This is a genomic window from Neobacillus terrisolis (assembly GCF_051233475.1).
GTDB lineage: Bacteria > Bacillota > Bacilli > Bacillales > Cytobacillaceae > Bacillus_BU.
The window spans coordinates 323,176-348,023 of sequence record NZ_JBKFGH010000004.1; the positions used below are offsets into that span (position 1 = coordinate 323,176).

General features: G+C 38.3%; 25 protein-coding genes. 16 read left to right on the forward strand and 9 right to left on the reverse strand.

The annotated features are described in order from the left end of the window. Positions 1 to 20 precede the first annotated feature (20 nt). Both eutM and ACI48O_RS03670 read left to right on the forward strand, forming a co-directional pair. Positions 21 to 314: an ethanolamine utilization microcompartment protein EutM gene (gene eutM, locus ACI48O_RS03665; RefSeq protein WP_435560351.1), complete on the forward strand. Its 294-nt coding sequence runs from the start codon at positions 21 to 23 to the stop codon at positions 312 to 314. Between the two features lie 88 nt (positions 315 to 402). Then, complete coding sequence (locus ACI48O_RS03670) at positions 403 to 702, forward strand: BMC domain-containing protein (RefSeq protein WP_435560352.1); 300 nt, start codon at positions 403 to 405, stop codon at positions 700 to 702. 52 nt (positions 703 to 754) lie between these two features. Here ACI48O_RS03670 and ACI48O_RS03675 read toward each other — a convergent pair whose 3' ends face one another. Beyond that, a complete protein-coding gene (locus tag ACI48O_RS03675) occupies positions 755 to 1,909 on the reverse strand; it encodes a cysteine desulfurase family protein (protein WP_435560353.1) in 1,155 nt (384 codons plus the stop codon). A 26-nt stretch (positions 1,910 to 1,935) separates the two neighbouring features. After that, complete coding sequence (locus tag ACI48O_RS03680) at positions 1,936 to 2,295, reverse strand: Lin0512 family protein (protein ID WP_435560354.1); 360 nt, start codon at positions 2,293 to 2,295, stop codon at positions 1,936 to 1,938. A gap of 208 nt (positions 2,296 to 2,503) precedes the next feature. Between ACI48O_RS03680 and ACI48O_RS03685 the strand changes: the two genes are divergently transcribed. The 11 genes from ACI48O_RS03685 to ACI48O_RS03735 all read left to right on the forward strand — a co-directional run bounded on the left by ACI48O_RS03685 (position 2,504) and on the right by ACI48O_RS03735 (position 13,021). Continuing rightward, the gene (locus ACI48O_RS03685) at positions 2,504 to 4,615 is read left to right on the forward strand and encodes a peptidoglycan D,D-transpeptidase FtsI family protein (protein WP_435560355.1); all 2,112 of its coding nucleotides are present in this window, start codon (positions 2,504 to 2,506) and stop codon (positions 4,613 to 4,615) included. A gap of 107 nt (positions 4,616 to 4,722) precedes the next feature. Continuing rightward, positions 4,723 to 6,081, forward strand: a complete 1,359-nt coding sequence (locus tag ACI48O_RS03690; protein ID WP_435560356.1) for a TrkH family potassium uptake protein — start codon at positions 4,723 to 4,725, stop codon at positions 6,079 to 6,081. Between the two features lie 112 nt (positions 6,082 to 6,193). After that, positions 6,194 to 6,955: a type I 3-dehydroquinate dehydratase gene (gene aroD, locus ACI48O_RS03695; RefSeq protein WP_435560357.1), complete on the forward strand. Its 762-nt coding sequence runs from the start codon at positions 6,194 to 6,196 to the stop codon at positions 6,953 to 6,955. Positions 6,956 to 7,128: 173 nt separating this feature from the next. Continuing rightward, positions 7,129 to 7,443 (forward strand): metal-sulfur cluster assembly factor, encoded by a 315-nt coding sequence (locus ACI48O_RS03700; RefSeq protein WP_435560358.1) that lies wholly within the window; start codon positions 7,129 to 7,131, stop codon positions 7,441 to 7,443. Positions 7,444 to 7,606: 163 nt separating this feature from the next. Beyond that, the gene (locus ACI48O_RS03705) at positions 7,607 to 7,918 is read left to right on the forward strand and encodes a hypothetical protein (protein ID WP_435560359.1); all 312 of its coding nucleotides are present in this window, start codon (positions 7,607 to 7,609) and stop codon (positions 7,916 to 7,918) included. 58 nt (positions 7,919 to 7,976) lie between these two features. Next, complete coding sequence (gene crcB / locus ACI48O_RS03710) at positions 7,977 to 8,360, forward strand: fluoride efflux transporter CrcB (RefSeq protein ID WP_435560360.1); 384 nt, start codon at positions 7,977 to 7,979, stop codon at positions 8,358 to 8,360. Then, positions 8,357 to 8,710 (forward strand): fluoride efflux transporter CrcB, encoded by a 354-nt coding sequence (crcB, locus tag ACI48O_RS03715; protein ID WP_435560361.1) that lies wholly within the window; start codon positions 8,357 to 8,359, stop codon positions 8,708 to 8,710. Before crcB (ACI48O_RS03710) ends, crcB (ACI48O_RS03715) begins: the two co-directional genes overlap by 4 nt. Before the next feature lie 135 nt (positions 8,711 to 8,845). Then, positions 8,846 to 10,423: a peptide chain release factor 3 gene (locus ACI48O_RS03720; RefSeq protein WP_435560362.1), complete on the forward strand. Its 1,578-nt coding sequence runs from the start codon at positions 8,846 to 8,848 to the stop codon at positions 10,421 to 10,423. A gap of 224 nt (positions 10,424 to 10,647) precedes the next feature. Beyond that, positions 10,648 to 11,136: a hypothetical protein gene (locus ACI48O_RS03725; RefSeq protein ID WP_435560418.1), complete on the forward strand. Its 489-nt coding sequence runs from the start codon at positions 10,648 to 10,650 to the stop codon at positions 11,134 to 11,136. 173 nt (positions 11,137 to 11,309) lie between these two features. After that, positions 11,310 to 12,056, forward strand: coding sequence for an RNA polymerase sigma factor SigI (gene sigI, locus ACI48O_RS03730; protein WP_435560363.1), 747 nt, complete (start codon positions 11,310 to 11,312; stop codon positions 12,054 to 12,056). Next, positions 12,056 to 13,021, forward strand: a complete 966-nt coding sequence (locus ACI48O_RS03735; RefSeq protein WP_435560364.1) for an anti-sigma factor domain-containing protein — start codon at positions 12,056 to 12,058, stop codon at positions 13,019 to 13,021. The genes sigI and ACI48O_RS03735 overlap by 1 nt, the downstream gene beginning before the upstream one ends. Positions 13,022 to 13,072: 51 nt before the next feature. On the opposite strand, the gene ACI48O_RS03740 is transcribed toward ACI48O_RS03735, so the two are convergent. The 5 genes from ACI48O_RS03740 to ACI48O_RS03760 all read right to left on the reverse strand — a co-directional run bounded on the left by ACI48O_RS03740 (position 13,073) and on the right by ACI48O_RS03760 (position 18,415). Further along, positions 13,073 to 13,273, reverse strand: a complete 201-nt coding sequence (locus tag ACI48O_RS03740) for a small, acid-soluble spore protein, alpha/beta type (RefSeq protein ID WP_435560365.1) — start codon at positions 13,271 to 13,273, stop codon at positions 13,073 to 13,075. Between the two features lie 674 nt (positions 13,274 to 13,947). After that, complete coding sequence (locus ACI48O_RS03745) at positions 13,948 to 15,285, reverse strand: (Fe-S)-binding protein (RefSeq protein ID WP_435560366.1); 1,338 nt, start codon at positions 15,283 to 15,285, stop codon at positions 13,948 to 13,950. Beyond that, the gene (gene glcD / locus ACI48O_RS03750; RefSeq protein ID WP_435560367.1) at positions 15,282 to 16,694 is read right to left on the reverse strand and encodes a glycolate oxidase subunit GlcD; all 1,413 of its coding nucleotides are present in this window, start codon (positions 16,692 to 16,694) and stop codon (positions 15,282 to 15,284) included. The genes ACI48O_RS03745 and glcD overlap by 4 nt, the downstream gene beginning before the upstream one ends. 125 nt (positions 16,695 to 16,819) lie before the next feature. Beyond that, on the reverse strand, positions 16,820 to 17,944 hold the full coding sequence (locus tag ACI48O_RS03755; protein ID WP_435560368.1) for a CdaR family transcriptional regulator: 1,125 nt from the start codon (positions 17,942 to 17,944) through the stop codon (positions 16,820 to 16,822). A 126-nt stretch (positions 17,945 to 18,070) separates the two neighbouring features. Next, positions 18,071 to 18,415: a DUF3905 domain-containing protein gene (locus ACI48O_RS03760; protein ID WP_435560369.1), complete on the reverse strand. Its 345-nt coding sequence runs from the start codon at positions 18,413 to 18,415 to the stop codon at positions 18,071 to 18,073. 150 nt (positions 18,416 to 18,565) lie between these two features. Between ACI48O_RS03760 and ACI48O_RS03765 the strand changes: the two genes are divergently transcribed. Next, positions 18,566 to 18,751 carry a hypothetical protein gene (locus ACI48O_RS03765; RefSeq protein ID WP_435560370.1) on the forward strand — a complete coding sequence of 62 codons (186 nt, stop codon included), beginning with the start codon at positions 18,566 to 18,568 and terminating at the stop codon, positions 18,749 to 18,751. 181 nt (positions 18,752 to 18,932) lie between these two features. Here the strand turns inward: ACI48O_RS03765 and ACI48O_RS03770 are convergent, their stop codons facing one another. Both ACI48O_RS03770 and ACI48O_RS03775 read right to left on the reverse strand, forming a co-directional pair. Beyond that, positions 18,933 to 20,672 (reverse strand): B12-binding domain-containing radical SAM protein, encoded by a 1,740-nt coding sequence (locus ACI48O_RS03770; protein WP_435560371.1) that lies wholly within the window; start codon positions 20,670 to 20,672, stop codon positions 18,933 to 18,935. 290 nt (positions 20,673 to 20,962) lie between these two features. Then, complete coding sequence (locus tag ACI48O_RS03775) at positions 20,963 to 22,657, reverse strand: L-lactate permease (protein ID WP_435560372.1); 1,695 nt, start codon at positions 22,655 to 22,657, stop codon at positions 20,963 to 20,965. A gap of 315 nt (positions 22,658 to 22,972) precedes the next feature. Here ACI48O_RS03775 and ACI48O_RS03780 point away from each other — a divergent pair, with 315 nt between their 5' ends. After that, complete coding sequence (locus tag ACI48O_RS03780) at positions 22,973 to 23,704, forward strand: FadR/GntR family transcriptional regulator (protein WP_435560373.1); 732 nt, start codon at positions 22,973 to 22,975, stop codon at positions 23,702 to 23,704. 401 nt (positions 23,705 to 24,105) lie between these two features. Next, a complete protein-coding gene (locus ACI48O_RS03785; RefSeq protein ID WP_435560374.1) occupies positions 24,106 to 24,822 on the forward strand; it encodes a (Fe-S)-binding protein in 717 nt (238 codons plus the stop codon). Positions 24,823 to 24,848: the final 26 nt, after the last annotated feature.

Here is a 24,848-nt window from a genome sequence, read left to right on the forward strand (position 1 = left end):
TAATTTTGGAGGTATGAAAAATGAAATATGATGCACTAGGAATGATTGAAACAAAAGGTTTAGTAGGATCAATTGAAGCAGCGGATGCAATGGTAAAGGCGGCAAATGTTAATCTTGTTGGCAAAGAACATGTTGGCGGCGGTCTTGTAACCGTAATGGTCAGAGGTGATGTTGGTGCTGTTAAGGCAGCCACTGACGCCGGAGCCGCTGCAGCTCAACGTGTTGGCGAACTGGTTTCCGTTCATGTAATCCCGCGTCCACACGCTGAAGTTGAAAGTATTCTTCCTCAAGGTAAGGTAGCAAAGGACCTGTAAATTAACAAGTAGTAGTGTAATAGAATTAATATTTTATATAAAAGTAAGTGGAAACGGATAACATTAAAAAAATGTGGAGGTATGAAAAATGAAATATGATGCATTAGGTATGATTGAAACTAAGGGTTTAGTAGGTGCTATTGAAGCAGCAGATGCAATGGTTAAAGCAGCAAATGTTTACCTTGTTGGTAAAGAACATGTTGGTGGCGGGTTAGTTTCAGTTATGGTTAGAGGTGACGTAGGTGCTGTTAAGGCAGCAACAGATGCTGGGGCAGCTGCAGCTACACGTGTTGGGGAACTCATTTCCGTTCATGTTATCCCACGTCCACATGCTGAAGTAGAAACAATCCTTCCTGCAGCAGGCGCAGCAAAGGAATCAGCATTATAATAACTTACACTAACGGCAGAGAAAAGTCTCTGCCGTTTAGTATTTTCCTCACTTATTTTAAAAGAAGATCAGAGTGCTGAACCTTGCAATGTTCCACTAGAGCTTTCATTAATTGATCTATGTCATTTTTTGTATTTTGATGTGAAAAGCTAATTCTAAGTGCACTGTCTGCGAGAGCGCGGCTTAATCCAAGAGATTCCAGCATGGAAGGGCCCCGGGAATGATTAGATTTGCAGGCGGCCGCACTCGAAATATATATATTTTGAGTATCAAGGAACTCGACAACTTCCTTATTATGAAGTCCAGGGAGAGAAAAGTTCACGATGTGAGGTGCTCCCTGCTTATGCGAATGGATAATCGCTTTAGGTATTTGCTCTGAAATGGCGCCAATGCAAGTATCACGGAGCTCTTTCATATGCAAAATATCCGTATCCATATTGGAAAAGGTGATTCTTACGGCTTCACCAAAACCGGCAATTAGAGGCGTGCTCTCTGTACCTGAACGTAAACCGTATTCTTGTCCTCCGCCAAGATGAAGAGAAAACATCTTGATCCCATTTCTAACATATAGTGCACCGGTGCCTTTTGGGCCATGAATTTTATGGGCACTGATGCTGATTAAGTCGGCACCGAGACTTGCCGCCGTAAAATGTAACTTTCCATATCCTTGTACCGCATCACAATGCAAAAGGGCGGGAGATTGTTTCTCTTTAATGACTTTCTTGATTTTTTCAATTGGGAAAATATAACCTGTTTCATTATTCACTAACATGGCATTTACCAGCACAGTTTGCTCATCAATAGCCTGTTGCAGCTCTTCCATATCCAGTTCGCCATTTGGTGCTGAAACATATTTAACTTCCCAGCCTTGTCGTTTCAAATCCCGTATTGTTTTCATGACAGCAGGGTGTTCAGCGACAGTGGTTACAATGCGTTTTCCGTTCTTGGAATTAGCTAGACAGGCTCCCTTAATGGCAAGATTGTCAGACTCGGTACCTCCCGAGGTAAAGTATATTTCATCAGGCATTGCATTAAGAGAATCGGCAATGATTTGCCGAGCCTTTTCAAGCTCCGCCTTACTTTCCTGACCGAGACGGTGTAATGATGAGGGATTCCCATACACCTCGGTAAGCATTGTCACAACCTTCTTTATAACTTCTGAATATGGTTTAGTCGTTGCACTATTGTCCAAATAGATTCCCGTCATCGGTCATCCCCACTTCTTATCAAAAATCAATAACCAACTTCCACAGATGCAACAACAATGTACATTAAATCATTTTTATCTCCTTTATCTTCTAGGACGATCCCGCTTGTTGTTAGCATTCCACCATCGATAACCTCAACGGTAACTTTTCCATAAGGCAATGCTTCTTTTACAGCGTCAATTTCCAGTTTGTCTTTATCACATGGAACGGCGAGCTTTACATTTACTTTCATATTTTCTAAGCTGTTTCCTGGTAGAACAGAACGAATACCAGGCATCGAATTAAAGTGTATCGCATTTTTTACTGCTCGAATGGCTGCTTTTGTTATATTTTGGCCATGGACGTCAATCCCCATCCCGGTTTCAATGAACATGATTTTTTCCATAATGAATTCACTTTCCTTTCTTTCATTTCTATTTTATTTTAGCCCTTTTATTGTTTTTTGACATTTGAAATGTTCAATTTTAAGGAAACATTTATTGTAAAAAAGTGTTAAAATAGAGATAAAATTACAATAGGTAGAGGAGGTTCGTGAATGTTAGTAAGCTTGTAATTTTAGAATCTTATATTCTTCGGAAAAGGTGTAGAATGAATTGACAAAGGAAAATAAAACACATATTTCATTTAGGTTAAACACGATTTTTTTCGTTGTGTTTGTGTTATTTACAGCCTTAATTTTACGGCTGGGAGTGGTTCAAATTGTATATGGGGAAGATTACAAACGAGAGATTGAAAGAATGGATTCGGTGACGGTCAATAATCCGGTTCCACGGGGAAAGCTGTTTGATAATACAGGAAAGATTGTGGTTAATAACGTCCCGGAAAATGCAATCACCTATACAAACTATGGGGTTAGTCAAGAGGAAATGATAGAGGTTGCTGAAAGACTAGCAAAATTAATAGAGAAGGATGACCACAAGGTAACAGAAAGAGATAAAAAGGATTACTGGATGATCAAATACCCTAAGGAAGCAAAACAAAAGGTTTCTAAACGTGATCGAAAAGAACTAAAGAAAAAATATAAAGAAAAGAAATATGACAAAGAAATATATCAGTTAACCCTTGATAGAATCACCGAAGTGGATTTAAGTAAATTGTCACCTCAGGATTTAGAGGTTCTGGCAATCTATCGCGAATTTTCGAGCGGTTATAAATTCACTCCACAAATTGTAAAAAATAAAGATGTCACACCTAAAGAATATGCTATGGTAAGTGAAAATTTGCAGTTTCTCCCCGGTGTGAACACAACAACAGATTGGGAACGCTCATACGCTTATACTAATACATTAAGAACGGTTCTTGGTGGGGTAACAAGTTCCGATAAAGGTCTGCCAGCTGAAGAAATTGACAGCTATTTATCAAAAGGTTACAGCCGAAATGATCGAGTTGGGACAAGCTATCTTGAAAAACAGTACGAAAATGTATTAAGCGGGATTAAAACTAAGGTGAAAAATGTTACAGATAAAGAAGGAAATATAGTCAATATAGAAACGGTTACGGAAGGTAAACCCGGGAATGATCTTGTATTATCTGTTGATATGGATCTTCAAGTTACAGTGGAAAAGATTATTGAAGAAGAGCTTTTGAAGGCTAAAGGGTCTCCAGGAACGGGACTGTTAGATCGTGCCTATGTTGTATTAATGGATCCGAATACAGGTGAAATTAAGTCGTTGGCTGGCAAACGTATTGTTAAGGATCCGAATACAGGGAAAACGGAATTTCAGGATGATGCCCTCGGTACATTCACAACAACCTATAATGTTGGTTCAGCTGTTAAAGGAGCAACGATTTTAACTGGTTTTCAAACCGGTGTTATTCAACCAGAGACAACCATTAACGATACACCCATGTATATAAATACTCTAAGGAAAGGATCATGGAAGGTGCTAGGTCCTGTAAACGATGTGACCGCTTTGAAATATTCTTCAAACGTATATATGTTCCAAACAGCGATCAGGATCGGTGAAGGAAGGTATGTGCCTCATGGACCATTGCCAATCAATAAAGAAGCCTTTAATACGATCCGTCAACATTTTGCTCAATTTGGTCTTGGTGTTCGAACGGGAATTGATTTACCCGGTGAGCAAATAGGTTTCAAGGGTTCAAGTACGTTACCGGGACATTTAATGGATCTTGCCATAGGTCAATTTGATACATATTCAACCCTGCAGCTTGCCCAGTATGTCTCTACAATTGCCAATGGCGGAAATCGAATGGAGCCGCATTTGGTAAAAGAAATCCACGAACCTCTATTGAAAAATGAACTTGGACCTTTGGTCGGAGAGATTCAGCCGAAGGTATTAAATAGGCTGGATTTAGAGGACGGTTGGATTGAACGTGTCCAGCTTGGCTTTAAAAAGGTTATGCAAGAAAAAGGAGGAACAGCTTTTAACTATTTCAGTGGTGCACCCTATTCCCCGGCTGGTAAGACAGGAACGGCTGAATCGTTCTATGATGGACCGCTTGAGAATTACAAGATGGCACCCGTGATGAATCTTAGTCTTGTAGGGTATGCTCCATCAGACGCTCCTGAAATTGCAATGGCCGTTATTGTTCCGTGGTCTTATACCGGTAGCACAGATCATCATGCCAACTTGTACATTGGCAGTAGGGTTATGAATGCCTATTTTGATTTGAAAAAGCAGCGTCAAGAAGGGGCATCATTAACTACGGACGTTAATAATAGTACAAATATACAACAGTGAAATAATGAATAATAGAGAAACCTGTCCATGAATAGACAGGTTTTTTTAAGTTATTCAACGATTAGAAAATTTGATATACTAAGCCTATCATGTTTTAAGGTTGTGAAATGGTGGGAAAAGGTAGACGGAATGAGAGATTTCGATTAACCTCCGTTCAGTTAATCGTTTTATTTTATTTGGCAGCAATTATTGCATCAACATTATTACTTAGTCTCCCTGCTGCACTTCAGCCAGGTGTGGAATTATCATTGGTTGATGCGCTGTTTACCGCAGTAAGTGCGATAAGCGTTACGGGGTTAACCGTAGTATCGACTGCAGATACATTTAATGTTTTAGGATATTTTATTTTAGCGTTTATCCTCCAGTTTGGTGGAATTGGAATCATGACGCTTGGAACCTTCGTTTGGCTGGTATTTGGAAAAAGGATAGGTCTTAAGGATCGTCAGTTAATTATGACGGATCAAAACCGGTCAACCTTCTCCGGATTAGTCCGCTTAATGAGACAAATATTAGTGATTATTATTACGATCGAAATAATTGGTGCCGCAATCTTAGGAGTATATTTTTTGAAATACTTCTCAACCTGGCAAGAAGCATTCATTCAAGGATTTTTTGCCTCAGTTAGTGCTACTACAAACGCCGGCTTTGATATCACAGGGTCATCACTTATTCCGTTTGCGAATGATTATTTTGTTCAAACAATAAATATGGTTCTTCTTATTCTTGGTGCGATTGGCTTCCCGGTATTAGTTGAATTAAAGGATTATATGTTGCACCGGGGCGTAATCGCATATAAGTTCACTTTATTTACTAAATTGACCACGACAACCTTTTTCTTATTAATGTTTTTAGGGGCACTATTTATTTACCTTTTTGAATTAAATCATTTTTTTGTTGATAAGTCATGGCACGAATCTTTGTTTTATTCCTTATTCCATTCTGTTTCTGCCAGGAATGGAGGATTAGCCACGATGGATATGAACGATTTCTCACGCCCCACTTTGTTATTATTAAGTGTATTAATGTTTATTGGGGCATCTCCCAGTAGTGTGGGTGGAGGAATACGAACTACAACGTTTGCGATCATGATCTTAAGTATCTTTTTTTATGCCAGAGGTAAGGATTCACTTAAAGTTTTTGGCCGTGAAGTAGATTCAGGGGATATCTATAAGTCATTTATCGTTATTTCAACAGCTAGTATCATTTGTTTTGCCTCAGTGAGTTTACTAAGTTTTTTAGAGCCTTCAATCAGTTTAATTGAAATTCTCTTTGAAGTGACCTCTGCATTTGGTACCACTGGTTTATCATTGGGAATTACTCCATCTCTAAGTACAGGCGGAAAATTAGTTATTACTGCCCTTATGTTTGTGGGGAGAATTGGAATTTTCTCTTTCTTATTTTTAATAAGAGGAAAAACGATAAAAGAGCAATTCCACTATCCGAAGGAAAAAGTAATCATTGGGTAATAAAAAGCTTAGATGGAAAATACCTCTATTTGAAGATAGTCTGCTGTATAATGATAGGCAGAATAGAAGGTTTTAGAACAATAAATGGGGATAGGATAAAGAGGATGATGAAATGAGTACTTTAACAATAAAAAATATAACCGTTGGTGAAGGGATTCCCAAAATTATCATTCCGCTAGTTGGGGCAAACGAAGGTCAAATTTTGCAAGAGGCAGAATATGTGAAGTCCCTGCAGCCGGATGTCGTGGAATGGCGGGTGGACCTCTTTGAGCAAGTGGAGGATTTACCGTCTGTCCAAAAAATGGTTTCTAAGATACGAGAGGTAATTGGAGATATTCTCTTACTTTTTACGTTTAGAAGTCACAAGGAAGGCGGAAACAAAGTAATTAGTGACAGTTTTTATGTCCTGCTAAATCAAGCTGCGATCCGTTCAGAAAAGATTGACTTAATAGACGTAGAGCTTTTTAATGAAGCTAAAAATATTGAAGCAATTGTATCTCTGGCAAAGAAGCATGGAGTTTTCGTAATCATGTCAAATCACGATTTTGAGAAAACACCAGTGAAGGATGAAATTGTAAATCGCCTTCGTAAAATGCAGGAATATGGTGCGGATATTCCTAAAATTGCTGTAATGCCTACTTCTGTAGCGGATGTTATAACATTGTTGGATGCAACCGATACGATGAAAACGCAATATGCTGATCGCCCAATCATTACAATGTCAATGGGCGGAACTGGAGTTATTAGCCGCTTAGCTGGTGAAGTGTTTGGATCAGCATTCACATTTGGAGCAGGCAGTGCTGCCTCTGCACCAGGACAAATTCCGGTAAAAGAATTGCGAGATGTACTAGAAATATTACATAAAAGCATGTAAAAAGGGTGCCGTAGTAATCGGCCCCCTTTTCCTTTTACCTCCATGATGATTTTTTTTGGTTTCCAACACAATAATAGTGATAATCATCACTACTTATACTGGACAGGATAATTAAGATGTAATAAAGCAAACACTTTATGCGTTGCATTGAATCCATCACTGGAGGTATTAAAATGAGTGTAAAACTTACTGAGAGAATTTATGAAGTCCTAGAAGAGGTACTGGACCCTGAACTTGGGATCGATATCGTGAATTTAGGTTTAGTATATGAAGTAAACGTAAGCGAAGAAAACGATGTAAATATTGTAATGACGATGACTTCAATGGGTTGCCCTTTAGCTGGTCAAATCGTTAACGATGTAAAAGTAAAGCTTTCCGATTCAATAGAGGGGCTAAAAAGCATTGATGTGCAGATCGTCTGGAGTCCGCCATGGACAAAAGAGAAAATGTCCCGCTACGCAAAAATAGCACTGGGAGTTCATGGATAATGAAAAGAAAAGGTTTTCAACTCTAAAAATATATATTAAAATATTAGAGTGACATTTTACGTAATAAAATGACAAATTCCATCGACAAAAACCGACATAAATATGGACAATCAACCGAATTATATATTGATGGACAGCCATGTGATTGAAATGGAGGATTCTTATGTTTTGGAAAAAAATAGATGGGATTAATCTCTGGAGAATAAACCGGAAGTTCAATAAGCTTGCCCTTTCAAAAACCTATTTGGAAGAACAGCTAAATAATGGTGTTGTCGTGATTGAATTAGCGCCAAAGAAAACCCGGGAATTAACGGACGTGACAATCAAACGTGAAATTGAGGAACAGGTGCGACAAACAGAAGGCTTCGAGGTGTTCCGCCTTTGTTTACTTGAAGATTGCAAGCCGGTTTATCAAGAAAAATTAACGATGTATGGTGTTTCAAGGTGGCTAGAAGTTCCACTTAAGTACAGCTAACAAGGTGCTTGGCCCAAAAGGGCTAGGCCTTTTTTTTGCCTAAAAGGAAGGTGATCGGATGAAGGTAATTTTCGTCATGTTTGGAGGCTATTTTGGAGCCATTTCAAGATTTTGGGTCGGTGAATGGATCGGAACGAATGAATCTGGATTTCCCTTTAATACGTTGGCAGTAAATCTTGTTGGAAGTTTATTACTTGGGTGGGTAGCTGCTCGTTATAAGGAAGATCATCCTCATGTCTTTTTATTGCTTGGAACCGGATTTCTAGGCTCCTTTACAACGTTTTCGACCTTTTCAGTTGAAATATTAAAACTTGTTGAAATAGGCAGGATTGGGTTAGCCTGTTCCTATGTTCTAGTAAGTTTCCTTGCTGGAATATGCTTAGCATTCGCCGGTTTTAAACTTGCGAAGTTCATTGATGCAAGGAAGGGAAAAACAATATGATCTGGCTTATTGGTTTTGGCGGTTCCTTTGGTGCAGGCTTTAGGTTTCTAATCGGGAATTGGATAATCAAGAAAACGACAACCAAATTTCCGTATTCAACTTTAATCATTAATTTGATTGGTTCGTTTATCTTAGGGTTGTTAGTCAATTTGCATCGCGCAGAAGTGATTGCGGATACTGGTTATTTTTTCTTTGGAATTGGATTTTGCGGTGCATTTACAACTTTTTCAACATTTGCCAATGAGGTTGTCTTTATCCTTTTAGAAAAGCGGTGGAGAGTCGCATTTCTATATATAGTTCTTTCAATTGTACTGGCTTTAATGGGTGCTTCAGTCGGATTAATACTTTAACGGTATGGCATAATGAAAGAAAGAACATATCATGAAAAAAGATTTGCATATATTGTTAGATTGCAAACTTTTCGTATCCACGATAAGATTGAAATTATGGGTTAGATTTTGACTGTTAAAGAGAGGAAATCTGTAATGAAGAATTTTAAGGAAGAAGTCTTATCACGCCGAACGTTTGCGATTATTTCTCACCCAGACGCCGGTAAAACGACATTAACTGAAAAATTATTATTGTTTGGTGGCGCGATTCGCGACGCTGGAACAGTTAAAGCTAAAAAAACGGGGAAATTTGCTACGAGTGACTGGATGGAGATTGAGAAGCAACGGGGAATTTCGGTTACGTCCAGTGTCATGCAGTTTGATTATCATGGTACAAAAGTAAATATTCTTGATACCCCAGGTCACCAGGATTTTAGTGAAGACACATACCGAACATTAATGGCAGTTGATAGTGCCGTGATGATTGTCGATTCCGCAAAGGGGATCGAGGATCAAACAATCAAGCTATTTAAAGTTTGCCGTATGAGAGGAATCCCGATTTTTACCTTTATTAATAAATTAGACCGCCAAGGTAAAACACCGCTAGAATTGTTGGCAGAGCTAGAAGAAGTTCTTGGAATTGAATCCTATCCGATGAACTGGCCAATTGGGATGGGGAAAGAGTTTTTAGGAATTTATGATCGTTTTTATAAAAGAATAGAACAGTTCCGTGTGGATGAAACAGATCGCTTTATTTCATTGAATGATGATGGTGAAATAGAAGGAGAACATCCATTAAAGCTTTCAGGATTATATGATCAGACACTAGAAGAGATCATGCTCTTAAATGAAGCTGGAAATGACTTTTCAGCTGAACGAGTAAAAGAGGGCTCCCTAACACCAGTATTTTTCGGTAGTGCGCTTACTAACTTTGGAGTACAAACTTTTCTGGAAACTTACTTGCAGTTTGCTCCAACGCCACAGCCTCGGAATTCAACAGCGGGTGAGATCGACCCATTATCAGAAGAATTCTCCGGCTTTATTTTTAAAATACAAGCAAATATGAATCCGGCACACCGTGACCGAATTGCCTTTTTACGAATTTGTTCAGGTAAGTTCGAAAGAGGAATGTCGGTTTCCTTATCACGAACAGGGAAACCAATTAAACTTTCGTCGTCTACTCAGTTTATGGCCGATGACCGCAGTACGGTTGATGAAGCGGTAAGCGGTGATATTATTGGGTTATATGATACTGGAACATACCAAATTGGTGATACGCTGGTTGCTGGAAAAGAGCAATTTCAATACGAGCGTCTTCCGCAGTTTACACCTGAACTTTATGTTCGTGTAAGTGCTAAAAACGTAATGAAGCAAAAATCCTTCCATAAAGGAATTCAGCAATTGGTTCAAGAAGGGGCTATTCAGCTTTTCAAAACGTTAAAAACGGATGATTATTTATTAGGAGCTGTTGGGCAATTACAGTTTGAAGTATTCGAACATCGAATGAGAAATGAATATAATGCAGAAGTGATAATGGAACGGTTAGGTTCAAAAGTGGCTCGCTGGGTTGAGAATGAGGATGTAAATGATAATCTCTCAAGCTCACGAAGTCTGCTTTGTGTGGATCGTTTTGATAACAAAGTATTTTTATTTGAAAATGAATTCGCGCTTAGATGGTTCCAAGATAAGAATCCTGATGTAAAACTGTATAATCCAATGGATCTGCATCAATAGGTTAACAATAGCCTGTGGCTAGCTCATTTAAAAATGAGTTAGCTGCAGGCTTTTTTATCTTTATTTCAAATTAAATTGTAAAAAATTTACTAATAAATTTTCTTTATTTGTACAATATATCCTTATCAAGTATTTGGAGGTTGTACAATGGCTAGAACAAGAAAAAATTTAAATTCGCACAATCAACTAATAGTGAAAAAATTTTTTGATAAAGTATGAGAATGATGAAAAAACAAGGGAAATTAGAAGCTATTCTTTGGAATGTTGCAATGCCGGGGTTTAGTCAAATAATCTCCGGACAAATTTTAAAGGGTTTGTTTCTTGTGATTTCTGAAATGGTTATAAATATAATGGGTAATTTTAATGAAATCATTATGTATAGTTTTCTTTGGGAAATTGAAAGAGCTTTTAAAACGGCAAATTATCAATGGCTAATGTTTTATCCATGTTTTTACATGTTCTCACTCTGGGATGGCTACCGAAATGCCATGCCTGAAACAGAGAAGAGATCATACCTTCCGTTCGTATTTGGGGCATTTTTTGTGACAGTCGGATTAATGATTTCACCTAAGTTTAAAATATTTGGTGTATTATTAGGGCCGGTTTTTCTGCCAATGCTATGTTTAATCCCTGGGTTACTAACCGGTTTTATCATAAGAGCGCTTACTTTACGATACGATCAATTACGACTGGATGCTAAAACAAATCAATAGAAGCTATACATAATAGAAAAAAATGGATGTTTTGGATACCCCCAAAACGGGATCCCCTAATTCCGAAATGTTTAGTAGAAGTTATACAAAAATTATTTTTTACCATCTTTGACCCCTATAACTTGCAAACAAAGATCGTATGTTATAATTGGTTGGGTCAGAGAGGTGAGGTAATGTTAGGATTAATATTCATCAAGAATAAACGAAGAAACACATTAGAAGAAACCGTAGCTTTAATCCAACAAGGCGACCGTTCCCTCCAAAATGAACTTATTGACTCTTACAAACCATTTATTGCAAAAACGGTATCCTCTGTTTGCAAACGGTATATTCATGAAACAGATGATGAGTTCAGTATTGGTATGATCGCCTTTAATGAATCCATTGAAAAATTTAGCCCAGAAAAAGGGAAGTCATTATTAAGCTTTGCCGAAGTCATTATTAAGCGGCGAGTTATTGATTTTATTAGAAAGCATGCAAAAGACAATAATTTAAGACTAGACATTGTTTCCGAATTTCAAAACGATGATTCGGCAAGTGGAATGTCTATTGAAAATGAGCTCTCTATTGAGCATCATAATAAAGTTAACGAGGAGCAGCTGCGAAGAGAAGAAATAATATTGTTTTCTAAGGAACTTCAGTGTTTTGGACTTACCTTCCAAGAAATTATCGAACAATCTCCAAAGCATGCGGATGCACGAAAAAATGCCATGTCCATTGCTAAAATTATTGTGGAAAACGAAGAACTTTCAAGTTACTTAGCTGAAAAAAAGAGGCTTCCAATCAAAGAGTTGGAAAAATACGCCAATGTCAGCAGAAAAACGATCGAACGTAATCGAAAATATATTATTGCAATCGCCATTATTCTATTAGAAGAATTCCATTACTTACAGGACTATATTAAAGGGGTGTTAGAATAGTGAAGACAGGAATAATTCTTGAAATAGATGATCGATTCTTAACAATATTAACCCCAGATGGTCAGTTTATGCGGGCTGGTAATCATAAATCCCAATACCAAATTGGCCAAGAAATTCAATTTATCCCACTTGAAGAAGAAATGGGAAAGACCGCAAAGATGACAAAGTGGTTTACTTCATTTAAAGGTAAGGCTCTTACTGCAGCTGTTTTGGCGATGTTAATAGGTGCAGCTACCTTTATACCAGCGTACAATGACAATCAAGTTTTTGCTTATATGTCTCTTGATAATGAATCCAGTCTCGAATTAGAGGTTAATAAGGCTCTAGAAGTAATTGGTATCCACCCATATAACAATGAGGGGGAGAAGATTATTAATATGCTAGGGAACTGGAAGAAACAGGACCTTTCCGTTGTATCAGAAAAGATTTTATCTGAAATGAAAAAACAAGGCTTCGGAGATGGCGAGATTATCCTCAGTTCGACGGTTATAGCAGACAGTAATAAAAAATCAAATCGCCTTTTAAATAAGGAATTATCGAATATTAAAGAGATTGCAACGAAACAGGAAGCTTCCATTACGGTTGTTAAAGGAACAGAAGAAGAAAGAAAACAGGCAACTGATAAGGGAGTAACAGTAGGCCAGCTAAAACAAGAAGAGATAAAAGTGGAAGAGGATAAGTCCAATAATAAACAAACTAAATCAGACAAAAAAGAAGCTGTCGAAAAAGAAAAGCAAGAAGAAATGAGCATTGAAACGGTCATTCCTGAAAATCAGCAAAACACGATTGATCAACCTCCTCTATCGAATATTGCTGAGATGGAAAAAAAGTCCGAAAAGCTTACTAATGAAAATAAGCAAAATAAAAAAGAAGTTCAAAGCAATAATAACCAATCAAGTAAAGCTGAAGAACAAAGTCAAAAACAACAGGATAAAAATAATAAACAAATTGAAAAAAATAAATAATTATAAAAGTCCGGTGAAAACCGGACTTTTTTTTGCCACCATATTAATTTTTTAAGGATTATTTTGTCCTGATAATTGAGATTGAGCTTGTTTGACAAGCCGCTTCGTTATTTCACCGCCAACAGAGCCATTTGCTCTTGATACGGTATCTGAACCTAGAGTTACACCAAACTCTTGGGCTATTTCATATTTTACCTGATCTAAATATTGTTCAATACCAGGAACTAATAATTTATTACTGCTCCGAGCCATTTCTCTCACTCCTTACACTATGGTTACAGAGAAAAAATCTCTGTAATCATAGTGTGATGTATTATAAGGAAATAATGTGTGGTAAAGGTTATCGGAGCTGGCTTTTGATGGAAATGGTGTACCGCGAGTATTATTGGGGGGTTGTGAATTAGTGGGGTCATGTGACCAAAAAGTTTCGCAGAATTTGAAAAAATGGTCACATGGAGGGTTCATGTGACCAAAAAGCTTCGTAGAACTCGAAGAAATGGTCACATGGGGAGTTTCATGTGACCAAAAAGCTTCGTAGAACTCGAAGAAATGGTCACATGGAGGGTTCATGTGACCAAAAAGTTTCGCAGAACTCAAAGAAATGGTCACATGGAGGGTTCATGTGACCAAAAAGCTTCGTAGAATTTGAAAAAATGGTCACATGGAGGGTTCATGTGACCAAAAAGCTTCGCAGAACCAAAAAAAATGGCCACATAGACAGTTCATGCGACCCAAAACCTTCGCAGAACTCAAACAAATGGTCACAAGGACAGTTTATCCGGCCAAAACCGAGAGAAAAACCATCAAAGGGGCCACAATAATAATAATAATTATAATAGCTTGAGCAGCCCACACACTTATATTCATCCATCAACATAGAAAAACCCCCATCACATTTCGATAGAGGTTTTCCGTACAAAAAATTATTATTGATTTTGTTGAGCGTATTCAAACGCTTCTAACAATAAGTCAACGATGTGAACCCCGCGAGAAGTTTTGCTTAAACCTTCACGTTCAATGCCCAACTTCATTTGCAGTAAGCAACCAGGGTTTGAAGTAACAATCGTTGTTGCTTGGGTGTCGCGAATTCGATCCATTTTATAATCAAGGAACTTCATGGACATTTCTGATTGAATGATGTTATAAATACCCGCTGATCCACAGCAACGGTCAGCTTCGACCATTTCATGATAATCCACGCCCTTAATTGCTTTAAGCAATATACGAGGATACTGAGATGCCTTCATCACATTCTTTAAGTGGCAGGAATCTTGATAGGTGATAACCTGATAAGGCAATCTTAGCTCTTTTTTGTGGAAATCTAGGGCAACCAAGATTTCACCGACATCCTTTAGTTTGGCGACAAAGTCTTTTGCACGCTCAGCGAACTCAGGATCATCGTGCAACACATGATCATATTCAATTAAGAATGCTCCACAGCCACCCGCATTAGTAATAATATAATCAACATTAAGATCTTCGAATGCTTTAATATTTTTACGAGCCATATCCTTCGAATTATCCTTCTCACCGTAATGTCCATGAAGGGCACCACAGCAAGCCTGATCATCAGGAATAACGATCTCACAGCCTGCATGCTGCAGAAGTTGAATGGTCGACTTATTTGTTTCATAGAACATTGTATCCATTAAACAACCTGTGAAAAATGCAACTCGTTTCTTTTGTGTGCCAAACGCAGAATGAAGATTTGGTCGGCTTAACATTTCCTTCCGTGTTGCAATCTTTGGAAGAACACGTTCCATTGTTGCAATTGTATCTGGGAACAGCTTCATTACACCCGTTGATCTTGCAACGGTTTGCAAACCAGAACGCTGATAGAAACCGATTAAATTAACTAATGTTCTCATATTGTTTTGCTTAGGGAAAAGATGATTAAACACAACATTGCGTACCGCCCGAACCGGTGCAGAGTATTTCTTGTTTTGCGCAATACAATCACGGGCTTGTTCAAGCAAGTGGCTATAGTTAACTCCTGATGGACAAACTGACTCACATGCGCGGCACCCTAAGCAAAGGTTCATTGAATGCTCAAAGTCTTCATCCGGTTCGATTAAACCGTCAACCACAGCTTTCATTAAAGCGACACGGCCACGAGGAGAGTGTGACTCTTGAAATCCTGATTCAATATAGGTTGGACAAGATGGTAAACAGAATCCGCATCTCGCGCAGTTATAGAGATCATCTTCGTTCATCTTATCCTTAAATGATTGTTGGATAATTTCACGTTCTTTTGCTGTTGTCATCTTGAGATCACCACACGGTTTCGGTTATTTTCATGGAAAACTTTTCCGGGATTTAAAATATTATTTGGATCTAATGCATCTTTAACTGCTCTCATTGCTGCAACTCCTTCTTTTCCTAGCTTTAATTCTAGGTAAGGAGCTTTTTCTGTGCCGATACCATGCTCTCCGGATATGGTACCGCCAAGTTTAACGGCAGCTTCAAAGATTTCTGCGAATGCTTGTTCAACGCGATGCATTTCTTCTTTGTTGCGAGCATCTGTTGGACAGGTTGGATGAAGGTTTCCGTCACCTGCATGACCGAACGTACAAATTTTGACATTATATTTTTTGGCAATTTCATTGATCGCTTTAACCAAGTTGGCAACTTCAGATCTTGGTACAGTTGCATCCTCAAGGATGGTAGTAGGCTTTAAGCGAGCTAGTGCTGATAAAGCGGTACGGCGCGCTGTAGCAAGCTGGTTTGCTTCTTCATCATTCTTTGCAACTTGAATGGATGTTGCATTTTCGCCCTTACAAATCTCAGCGATTTTTTCCATATCACGAGCCACAATTTCTGCTGGTCCGTCTTGTTCGATTAGAAGAATGGCTTCAACATCAGTAGGAAGTCCGATTTTTGTAGCGGCTTCAACCACTTGTATCGTCGCCTTATCCATGAATTCTAAAGTAGTAGGGATAATTTTAGCTGCAATAATTTTGGATACGGTTTTTGCAGCTGATTCAACGTCCTGATATAACGCTAATGCCGTCTTTTTCGTTTCCGGTTTAGGAACAAGCTTTAGAATCGCTTCTGTAATAATACCAAGAGTTCCTTCAGAACCAACCATCAGACGAGTAAAATCGTATCCGGCAACGTCTTTCGCTAATTTACCGCCAGTGCGGATAATATCACCGTTTGCTAAAACGACTTCAAGACCAATTACATAATCCCGAGTAACACCGTATTTTAGACCGCGAAGACCGCCGGCATTTTCGGCAATATTTCCAACGATAGTTGAAATTTTTACTGTACCTGGATCTGGCGGATAGAATAAGCCTTCTGCTTCGACGGCTTTGATAATATCCATTGTAATAACGCCAGGCTCAACTGTAATCGTTAAGTTTTCTAAATCTAAATCCTTAATTTTATTCATATTTTTGAACAGCATTACAATTCCGGCCTGGGTTGGTGTACAGCCACCACTAAGGTTTGTGCCTGTACCGCGAGCGTAAATAGGAATCGAATGCTCGTTACAAATTTTTACGATTTCTGAGACCTCTTTCGTGGTGCGGGGACTAATTACTGCATCTGGCATTGCCTGTCTGTTTGGTGTTGAATCGTAAGAATAGGAAAGTCGTCCAACACTTGAATCGTCATAGTTTTCCTGTCCAACAATAGCAATAAACTTTTTTGCTACTTCATTTGATATCATGTTGATTCCCCCAATTAATTATTAAGCGCTTACAAAACCCCATACAATAATGTAAACATTATTACTATAATAAGTATAAAAAAAGGGGGGATTGTTTTCTATGGATGAACCGACAAAAAAGAGCCTTATTTAGGCTCCCTTTTTGTTGATTCATCTAATATTTGTAGGCTTAAAAATAAAGTAAGTAAATCATGAATGTTTGATGGATCAAGATTTGTAAGTTCATATATTTTTTTTAGACGATAATGAAGCGTGTTGATGTGCACATGAAGTGAAGAAGCAGTATTTTTTAGGGAATGATTATTTTCAAATAATTTTCTTAGGGTAGTAATTAATTCTTCTTCGGACACAATCGGGCCAATGGTTCTTCGTAAGAAAGTCATTTTCGTTTCAGTGTTTACTTCATCTAATATCATTTCAATCGTTAAATCTTCATCAAAAATGATCGTTGATTGCGAAGTAGTGGAGCGGAGTGCTCTTTCTGCTTGCTTATAAGACAAAGTCATTTCTTTGGGAGAAACCTTTTGCCCAACCCCAATCGACATCATCGAATGAAGGTGTTCCTCAAGAAAATTTTGAAAGGAGGTTATGTAGTGAACCACTTGTTCCCGACTTTCATGGTCCGTTGCTTTGCGGAGCATAAGGATTCGATTGTTACCCCAGCGCATAAGAATGTCACCTTTTTTCGCGTTATTCCATTTTGAAAAAGAGCTGTATATGTCACGAAGTATGAGATGCTCAAACTGGTGTAATTCAATCATAATAGCCTGTCTTTTAGCCGAAAGATCCACGTTTAACAGTTTGGCTTGATTTAAAAAAACTGAATCCCATTCACGATTTTGTATCCAATCAAAAATAAATGCTTCAATGGCCCTTGATTGTAGTTCAAGCTGCTGTGAAAAATAATTTTCACTTACTAACATTTCGGTCATCTTCCGAATAATTTCCCCGTAAGGCGATACTTTCCCAGGATCTCCTGTAATTCCGATAACACCGATTACATCTCTTCGAAAAAAGACAGGCAGGTTGATCCCCGCTCGAACGCCAACTAATTTTCTTTCGTCTTTTTCTGAAATAACGAATTTTTCTTTTTTTTGAGCTGCAATAAGGGCACCTTGATGAAAATTCCCAATCCTGTTTTTTTCTGTGCTCGCGATAATGGTTCCCTCAGTATTGACGATAATAATATCTTCACCAATTAATCTCTTCACATCTTTAACAATTTTTTCAGCAATTGCTGGGAAAAGCATCCGTTTCCCCCCTTAATGATTACTTTTAAATATTATTATAATAGAACTTTTTTAGGGACGCTTAAGTAATTTTTCGAAAAAAGAAGAAACCGCAGGGGTCTCCCTGCGGGTATGGATTTTATCGTGTCAATCCTTGCCGTTGCTAACATCTTTCGTGGGATGCATAAAAGGGTAGCTTTGAGGCTTTCGCTTGCTTTCGAGTAATTCCCGATTTTCTGGAGTATTCCAGCCGATGTCATTGGTTGGATGAACCCACTCATCTCCAGACATGATTTCTGGGTCGGTTTCCTTGCTCCAATTTTCCAATGGAGATTCTGGAGAAGAGTATTGACTGTCACCGATTGTCACACCAAATGAGTTTACAAAAGGTGGTTGCATTTTGATTCCAGTCCCCTTAAAACAAGGTGCGTTAATTTGATGGGGGAGGGTTTCGTCAATGCCAATGTTCTGCTGTTTTGTTTCGTCCTCCATTTTATCAGCCCCTTTTTGTTTATTTTTTGTTTGAAAGAAGAAATTATGAGTGATTTCAACCTGCCTTTATGTGGAATTTTTAGAATGAATGTTTTTTGTTTCAACAAACAAAAATAAGTAAGAACACTAATGAGTTACGAGGAGGTTATTATGGCAAAGAGAAAAGCGAAATTTGATGCAGTTGAAAAATACAGCAAAACCCCGCACAAAAATATTCAGGAATCAGAGTTTTCCGCTGAATTTGATACAGGAGAAAACCCAATGAAAGGCGCCAATCGCAATTCAAAACAGGGGAGAAAGGGAAAAGGTAAGCACAATGAAAGACCAATTGAATAACACTGGTCAAAACAATACAAATGTGGAATTCGGAATTGAATTTGGAGATATAAATGGTGCTAAATTAATTGAGTATCCTTTTATGAATCAAAATCAAATTAAAAGGAAAAAGCCAAAGAAGAAATAAAAAAGATCAGCCATTCCGAAGTGAATAATAAGGATGGCTGATCTTGATAATTAGTTACCTAATCGTAAACAGAATCGCTTTCGTATTTTCCGGCTGATAATAGGCGAGGAGTTTATAGTTCCCTTTCAGTATTGTTCCGGAATGAAGGTATTCCTCTAAATCAAAATGAAGCTCCTCCATTACTGTTAACTTGTACAAATCCTTTTCGGAAAGGCTCAAATCTTCAAACGCAGCGCCCAGCAATTCAGGTGCAGCCAAGATTGCCTGGTAGGTCTCCGTTCTTTCCTGTTTAGCCATTCGATCGTCCCACCATGGTTTTCTAGGCTTGTACTTTTGGTTACGCAAATAATCATACTTCATTAATCCCTCGATAATCGAAAAATCGGATAGATTTTGCTCTTTGAGAAATTGAGATAATCTTCTAAATAAATCCTCTAATTGATGCCCGATACGTGCCCATCCCTGTTCATCCCAATAGGAGCCAAATTGCTGAAAGAAATCAAAAGGTGTGGAAAACACGTTAGATACAAGGTACTCAATGGTGGTATCCATACGATGGTCATTCCAATATTTTTCGAGTACGTCCTCTACTTGTTTAATCCTGATGATATCATTGAAAGACAGTACATTGTTTCCCAGTATTTCATATGGGGGATAGTCCATATAAATATACTGGTACTCACTTGCATTTCGTCTTACTCCGGTTCCATGGAGCATTTTTAAAAAGCCAAGCTGAAGCTCTTCAGGTCTAAGGGCAAACACATCATTAAACGTTTTTCGAAAGCTTTGATAATCTTCCTCTGGAAGTCCGGCGATTAAATCAAGATGTTGATCGATTTTTCCGCCTTCTTTAATCATGGTGACCGTTCTTGTTAGCTTGTCAAAATTTTGCTTTCGATTTACGAGTTCATTGGTTAAATCATTGGTCGATTGAACTCCGATTTCAAATCGGAATAAACCCGGTGGTGCCGACTCATTAAGAAATTGAATGACTTCAGGGCGCATGATATCAGCGGTAATTTCGAACTGAAAAACGGTTCCAGGAACATGCTCATCAATCAAAAATTGAAAAATATCCATAGCGTAACTCCTGCTGATATTAAAGGTCCGATCGAGGAACTTAATCGTTTTTGCCCCGTTGTTCATTAAATAGCGAAGTTCCTCTTTTATTTTTTCGCGATCAAAGTAACGAACGCCAACCTCAATTGATGATAAACAAAACTGACAGCTAAATGGACAGCCACGGCTCGTTTCGATATAGGTTATCCGTTTTGAAAGATTAGGGAGGTCTTCCTTGAAGCGGAAAGGTGATGGGAGCTCACGAAGGTCAATTTTGTTCATCTGTCTGTTCACGATCACTTTTCCTGCTGATCGATAGGCGAGACCTGGCACTGATTCATATCCCATCGCGTTTTGAATTTGTTCCAGTAATTGTTTAAACGTTGCTTCACCTTCACCTGTTACGATAAAGTCAAACTCCTGGATGCGATTCATCCAGTCTTCAACATCATAGGAAACCTCAGGACCACCGACAATGATAAGAATGTTTGGGTTGATTTTCTTAATCATTTGAATGACCTTTATCGTTTCTTCGATATTCCAAATATAGCAACTAAATCCGATTACATTTGGATTTTTTTGAATTAAATCGGTTACGATGCTTAAAGTTGGATCTTTAATTGTATATTCTGGTATCTCAATGTTGAAATCGGGTTCACTATATGCTTTTAAGTATCGAATCGCCAAATTGGTGTGAATATACTTGGCGTTAAGAGTAGTACAAATAATGTTCATGCTATTTTCCCCTTAAAAATTTGATGATTGTCCAGCTACAGCGCCCAGCGCCTAGTGGACTTCACTCACCTCCCTACGATAAGTCAACATCGAATCGCTATCGCTCTTCGTGTTTCCTTTATCTCAGTCGGTGAGCTCCAGTCCTGTCGTGCGCTGCCCGGGCGCTTTCGCTTTTCTTATAAAAACCATAGTAATTATAGTCTAGTATGAGCGAAATTGATAGGTGGAAAACCAGCGAACAAGAAAAAAGCATTTTCCACAAAGGAAAATGCTTTTTTGTAAACTTCGACTTAAGGAATCATCCAAGAGAATACAGTGTGTTGTAAGAAAGTCATTACACAGATGATTAACACTAAGAAGAAGCTGTATTTAATTGTGAAACGGAAAAGTTCACTTTCTTTACCAGCTAATCCTACTGCTGCACAAGCAACTGCAATGGATTGTGGTGAAATCATTTTTCCTGTTACCCCACCAGAAGAGTTAGCTGCAACAGCAAGTACAGGGTCCATTCCTACAGACATAGCTGTAATCTTTTGTAGGTTTCCGAATAGTAAGTTTGCAGAAGTATCGGAACCAGTGATGAATACTCCCAACCAACCAAGTAATGGCGAGAAGAATGGGAATAAAGAACCTGTTTTCGCTAAAGACATACCAAGAGTGGTACTCATACCAGATGAGTTCGTTACATAAGCGAAACCTACTACAGATGCAATTGTAATAAGTGGGTATTTTAATTCGTTTAACGTTTCACCTAATGTTGTTACCCAATCGCCCCAAGATATTTTTGTAATGAATTTTGTAATCACACACGCAATTAAAATCGCTGTACCAGCAGCGGCTAATACTTCAAGCTTATAAACTGCTAACACTGGTTGTCCAGCTGTATTGATTACTTTATTACTTAACCCAGGAACCTCAGGCATGAATGTTAATGAGTGTCCAATTGGATTAATCGCTTTTAGAACAGCGTTGGTTCCTTCATAGTGACCAGCAAGAGCCAGCTTAATTGCTGGAATACCCCATAGAGAGATAATACCTGTTAATACTAAGAATGGAGACCAAGCTTTGAATACTTGTCCGCTTGTATATGAAACTTTGTTTTCTGAACTTTTCTTTGCTGTAGCACTAGCTGCTGCCATTTCCTGTTCTGCACCAAAACGGAAGATTGTCGCAGGTTTCCAGAACTTTAAGAAAGCGGCTGTTGCAAATAAGGAAACTAATGCTGATAAAATATCCGGAAGCTCAGGTCCTAAGAAGTTTGAACTTAAGTATTGAGTAATGGCAAACGAAAAACCTGAAACTAAAATGGCTGGTAAAACTTCCATTGTACGTTTGAAACCAGTCATAATGAATACTAAGAAAAATGGAATAAATGCTGATAGGAATGGTAACTGACGACCAACCATTTTAGAAATTTCCATAGCTGGAATTCCAGTTGGTCCTTCTACTGCGATAATTGGAATCCCGATAGCACCGAATGCTACTGGTGCAGTGTTAGCGATTAAGCATAGCCCTGCAGCGTAAAGTGGGTTAAATCCTAATCCAACAAGTAATGCTGCTGAAATCGCAACTGGTGCACCGAAACCTGCAGCACCTTCAAGGAATGCTCCGAATGAGAACGCTACCAATAATGCTTGTAAACGACGGTCTTCAGTAATCGATAGGACTGAACTGCGAATGATATCGAATTGTCCTGTTTTAACAGTAATTTTATAAAGGAATACAGATGTGATGATAATCCAGCCGATCGGTAAGATTCCGTAAACGGCACCTTGTGAAGCAGACATTACGGCCATACCAGCTGGCATTTTGTAGAAGAATATTGCAACAAGTAAAGCAACAAGCAAGGTTGTTAATCCAGCAATATAGCCTTTCATTCTCTTAATAGCTAGAGCCCAGAAAAAATACAAAATTGGAATAAGTGCTACTACTGCTGACCAAAGGAGACTATCTCCTACAGCTGTAAAATTTTGTGTGAATGTCATAATACTCCCCCAAGTATTTCGATTTTTATTTTATTTTTATTATTTATCCCCATATAACACTATTGAACTATTTCACTCCTTCCAACTTATCTAGTAAACGCTTTCAATACTGTTTAAAAAATTTTAATAGTCACGATAAGAAAAAATATGACTATGTAAGTCGAATTATAGATATATTATGTCGAAAAAACAATATTTTTATTAAAAATTTTCTTAATAAAATTTTAGATAGCTATTTTTTGTCCGTTATAATAGGTTTTAAGGAGGTGGAGTAATAGTTTATTAAATTAAATATGACAGGGAGCAGGGGTTTTTTTGCAATATAAACCAATTAAATCATTAAAAATATATGAAGAGGTCACCGAAGCGTTATTAGAAATGATCCGTGGCGGAAGATTAAAGCCAGGAGACAAATTGGATTCTGTTCAACAGCTGGCTGAAAAATTTCAGGTTGGCCGAGCGAGTGTCAGAGAAGCATTAACGGCCTTAAAGGCGATGGGATTAGTTCATATGAAACAGGGGGAAGGGACTTATGTTTGCGAATTTGAACCAAATCAAATTTCCTCCCCATTATCGACGGCGATCCTTATGAACAAATGGGATGTAAGAAACCTCCTTGAGGTTAGACGAATTATTGAAGCCGGTACTGCATCTGCTGCCGCCAATAAAGCCACCGAGGAGGACTTGTTGCTAATATCAAATGCACTAATTGAAATGAGTAATACACTTGGAGATGAAGAGCTAGGCGAAAAGGCGGATTTGCAATTTCATATGGCTATCGCCCAAGCTTCTGGGAACCCCTTATTAGTAAGTTTGATGGAGCATGTTTCTGGGATGATTGTTGATGCAATGAAGGAAACACGCCGCTTAGTGTTTTACTCCAATCAGACAACGATGGAGCAATTATATGAGGAGCACAAGAGGATTTTCGAGGCGATTCAGGAGCGGAATGAGGACAAAGCTCGGAAAGCGATGCTCACACATTTAGATAATTTAGAACCGATTATTGAAAACTGTACCGATCAATTTGAACTAATAATCAAATAGCTCTTTTATTGTTTTAGGCTGAGTTAAAGCCCAATGTTGATTTTTTCTACAATGTTGATTGGAGCGGAAGGCGCTTGACTCCTGCGGGAGCAGCGGGACAGGTGAGACCCCACAGGAGCTTTAGCTCCGAGGAGGCTCACCGCCCGCCCCGCGGAAAGCAAGCGCCTGGAGCGGAAATCAACAGTCAAGTTTAACAAAGCCTTGTTTTGAAAAACGACCTACAGATGGTCGTTTTTTAAAATTTCCGACCATTATAATAAATATTATTGAAAACACTTTCAAAAACTTATATTTATATAGTAATATAAGTGTAAATGTTATTTTTGTTATTATAGTCATCTGATGACCGGTTGACTTGGTTTGAGGATGAGACGACATTCCGGTTTGGAGGAGAAAAAAAGATGAAGGTAACCCTTTTTGCAACATGCTTAGTCGACCTTTTCCGTAGTAATGTTGGAAAAGCTACAGTGGAACTTCTGGAACATTTGGGGTGTGAAATCGATTTTCCAGAATCACAAGTCTGTTGTGGTCAGCCAGCTTATAACAGCGGGTACGTACAAGAATCAAAAGAAGCGATGAAAAAGATGATTGAAACCTTTGAAAACGCTGAGGTAGTTGTTTCTCCGTCAGGTTCCTGTGCTTATATGTTTACGGAATACCCTCATGTGTTTAAAGGCGATCCGGTATGGGAGCCAAGAGCGAAAAAGCTTGCAGCTAAGACATATGAGTTAACGCAATTTATTGTTGAAGTATTAGGAATTGAGGATGTTGGCGCAAAATTTGATGCAACCGTTACATATCACACATCCTGTCACATGACTAGACTTTTAGGTGTGAAGCGCCCGCCAATCGTTCTATTGGAAAACGTTAAAGGTCTTAAATTTACGGAGCTTCCAGGCAAAGAACATTGCTGTGGATTTGGTGGTACCTTTGCTGTAAAAATGCAGCATATCTCGGAACAAATGGTGGACGAAAAAGTAAGGCATGTTGAAGAAACTGGAGCAGAATACCTAATCGGATCGGATGAAGGCTGCTTATTAAATATTCGAGGAAGAATTGACCGTAAAGAAAAACCGATTAAGGTTCTCCATATTGCCGAAGTTTTAAATATGCGTTAGTAAGGATATTTTTAAGCAAGGACTAT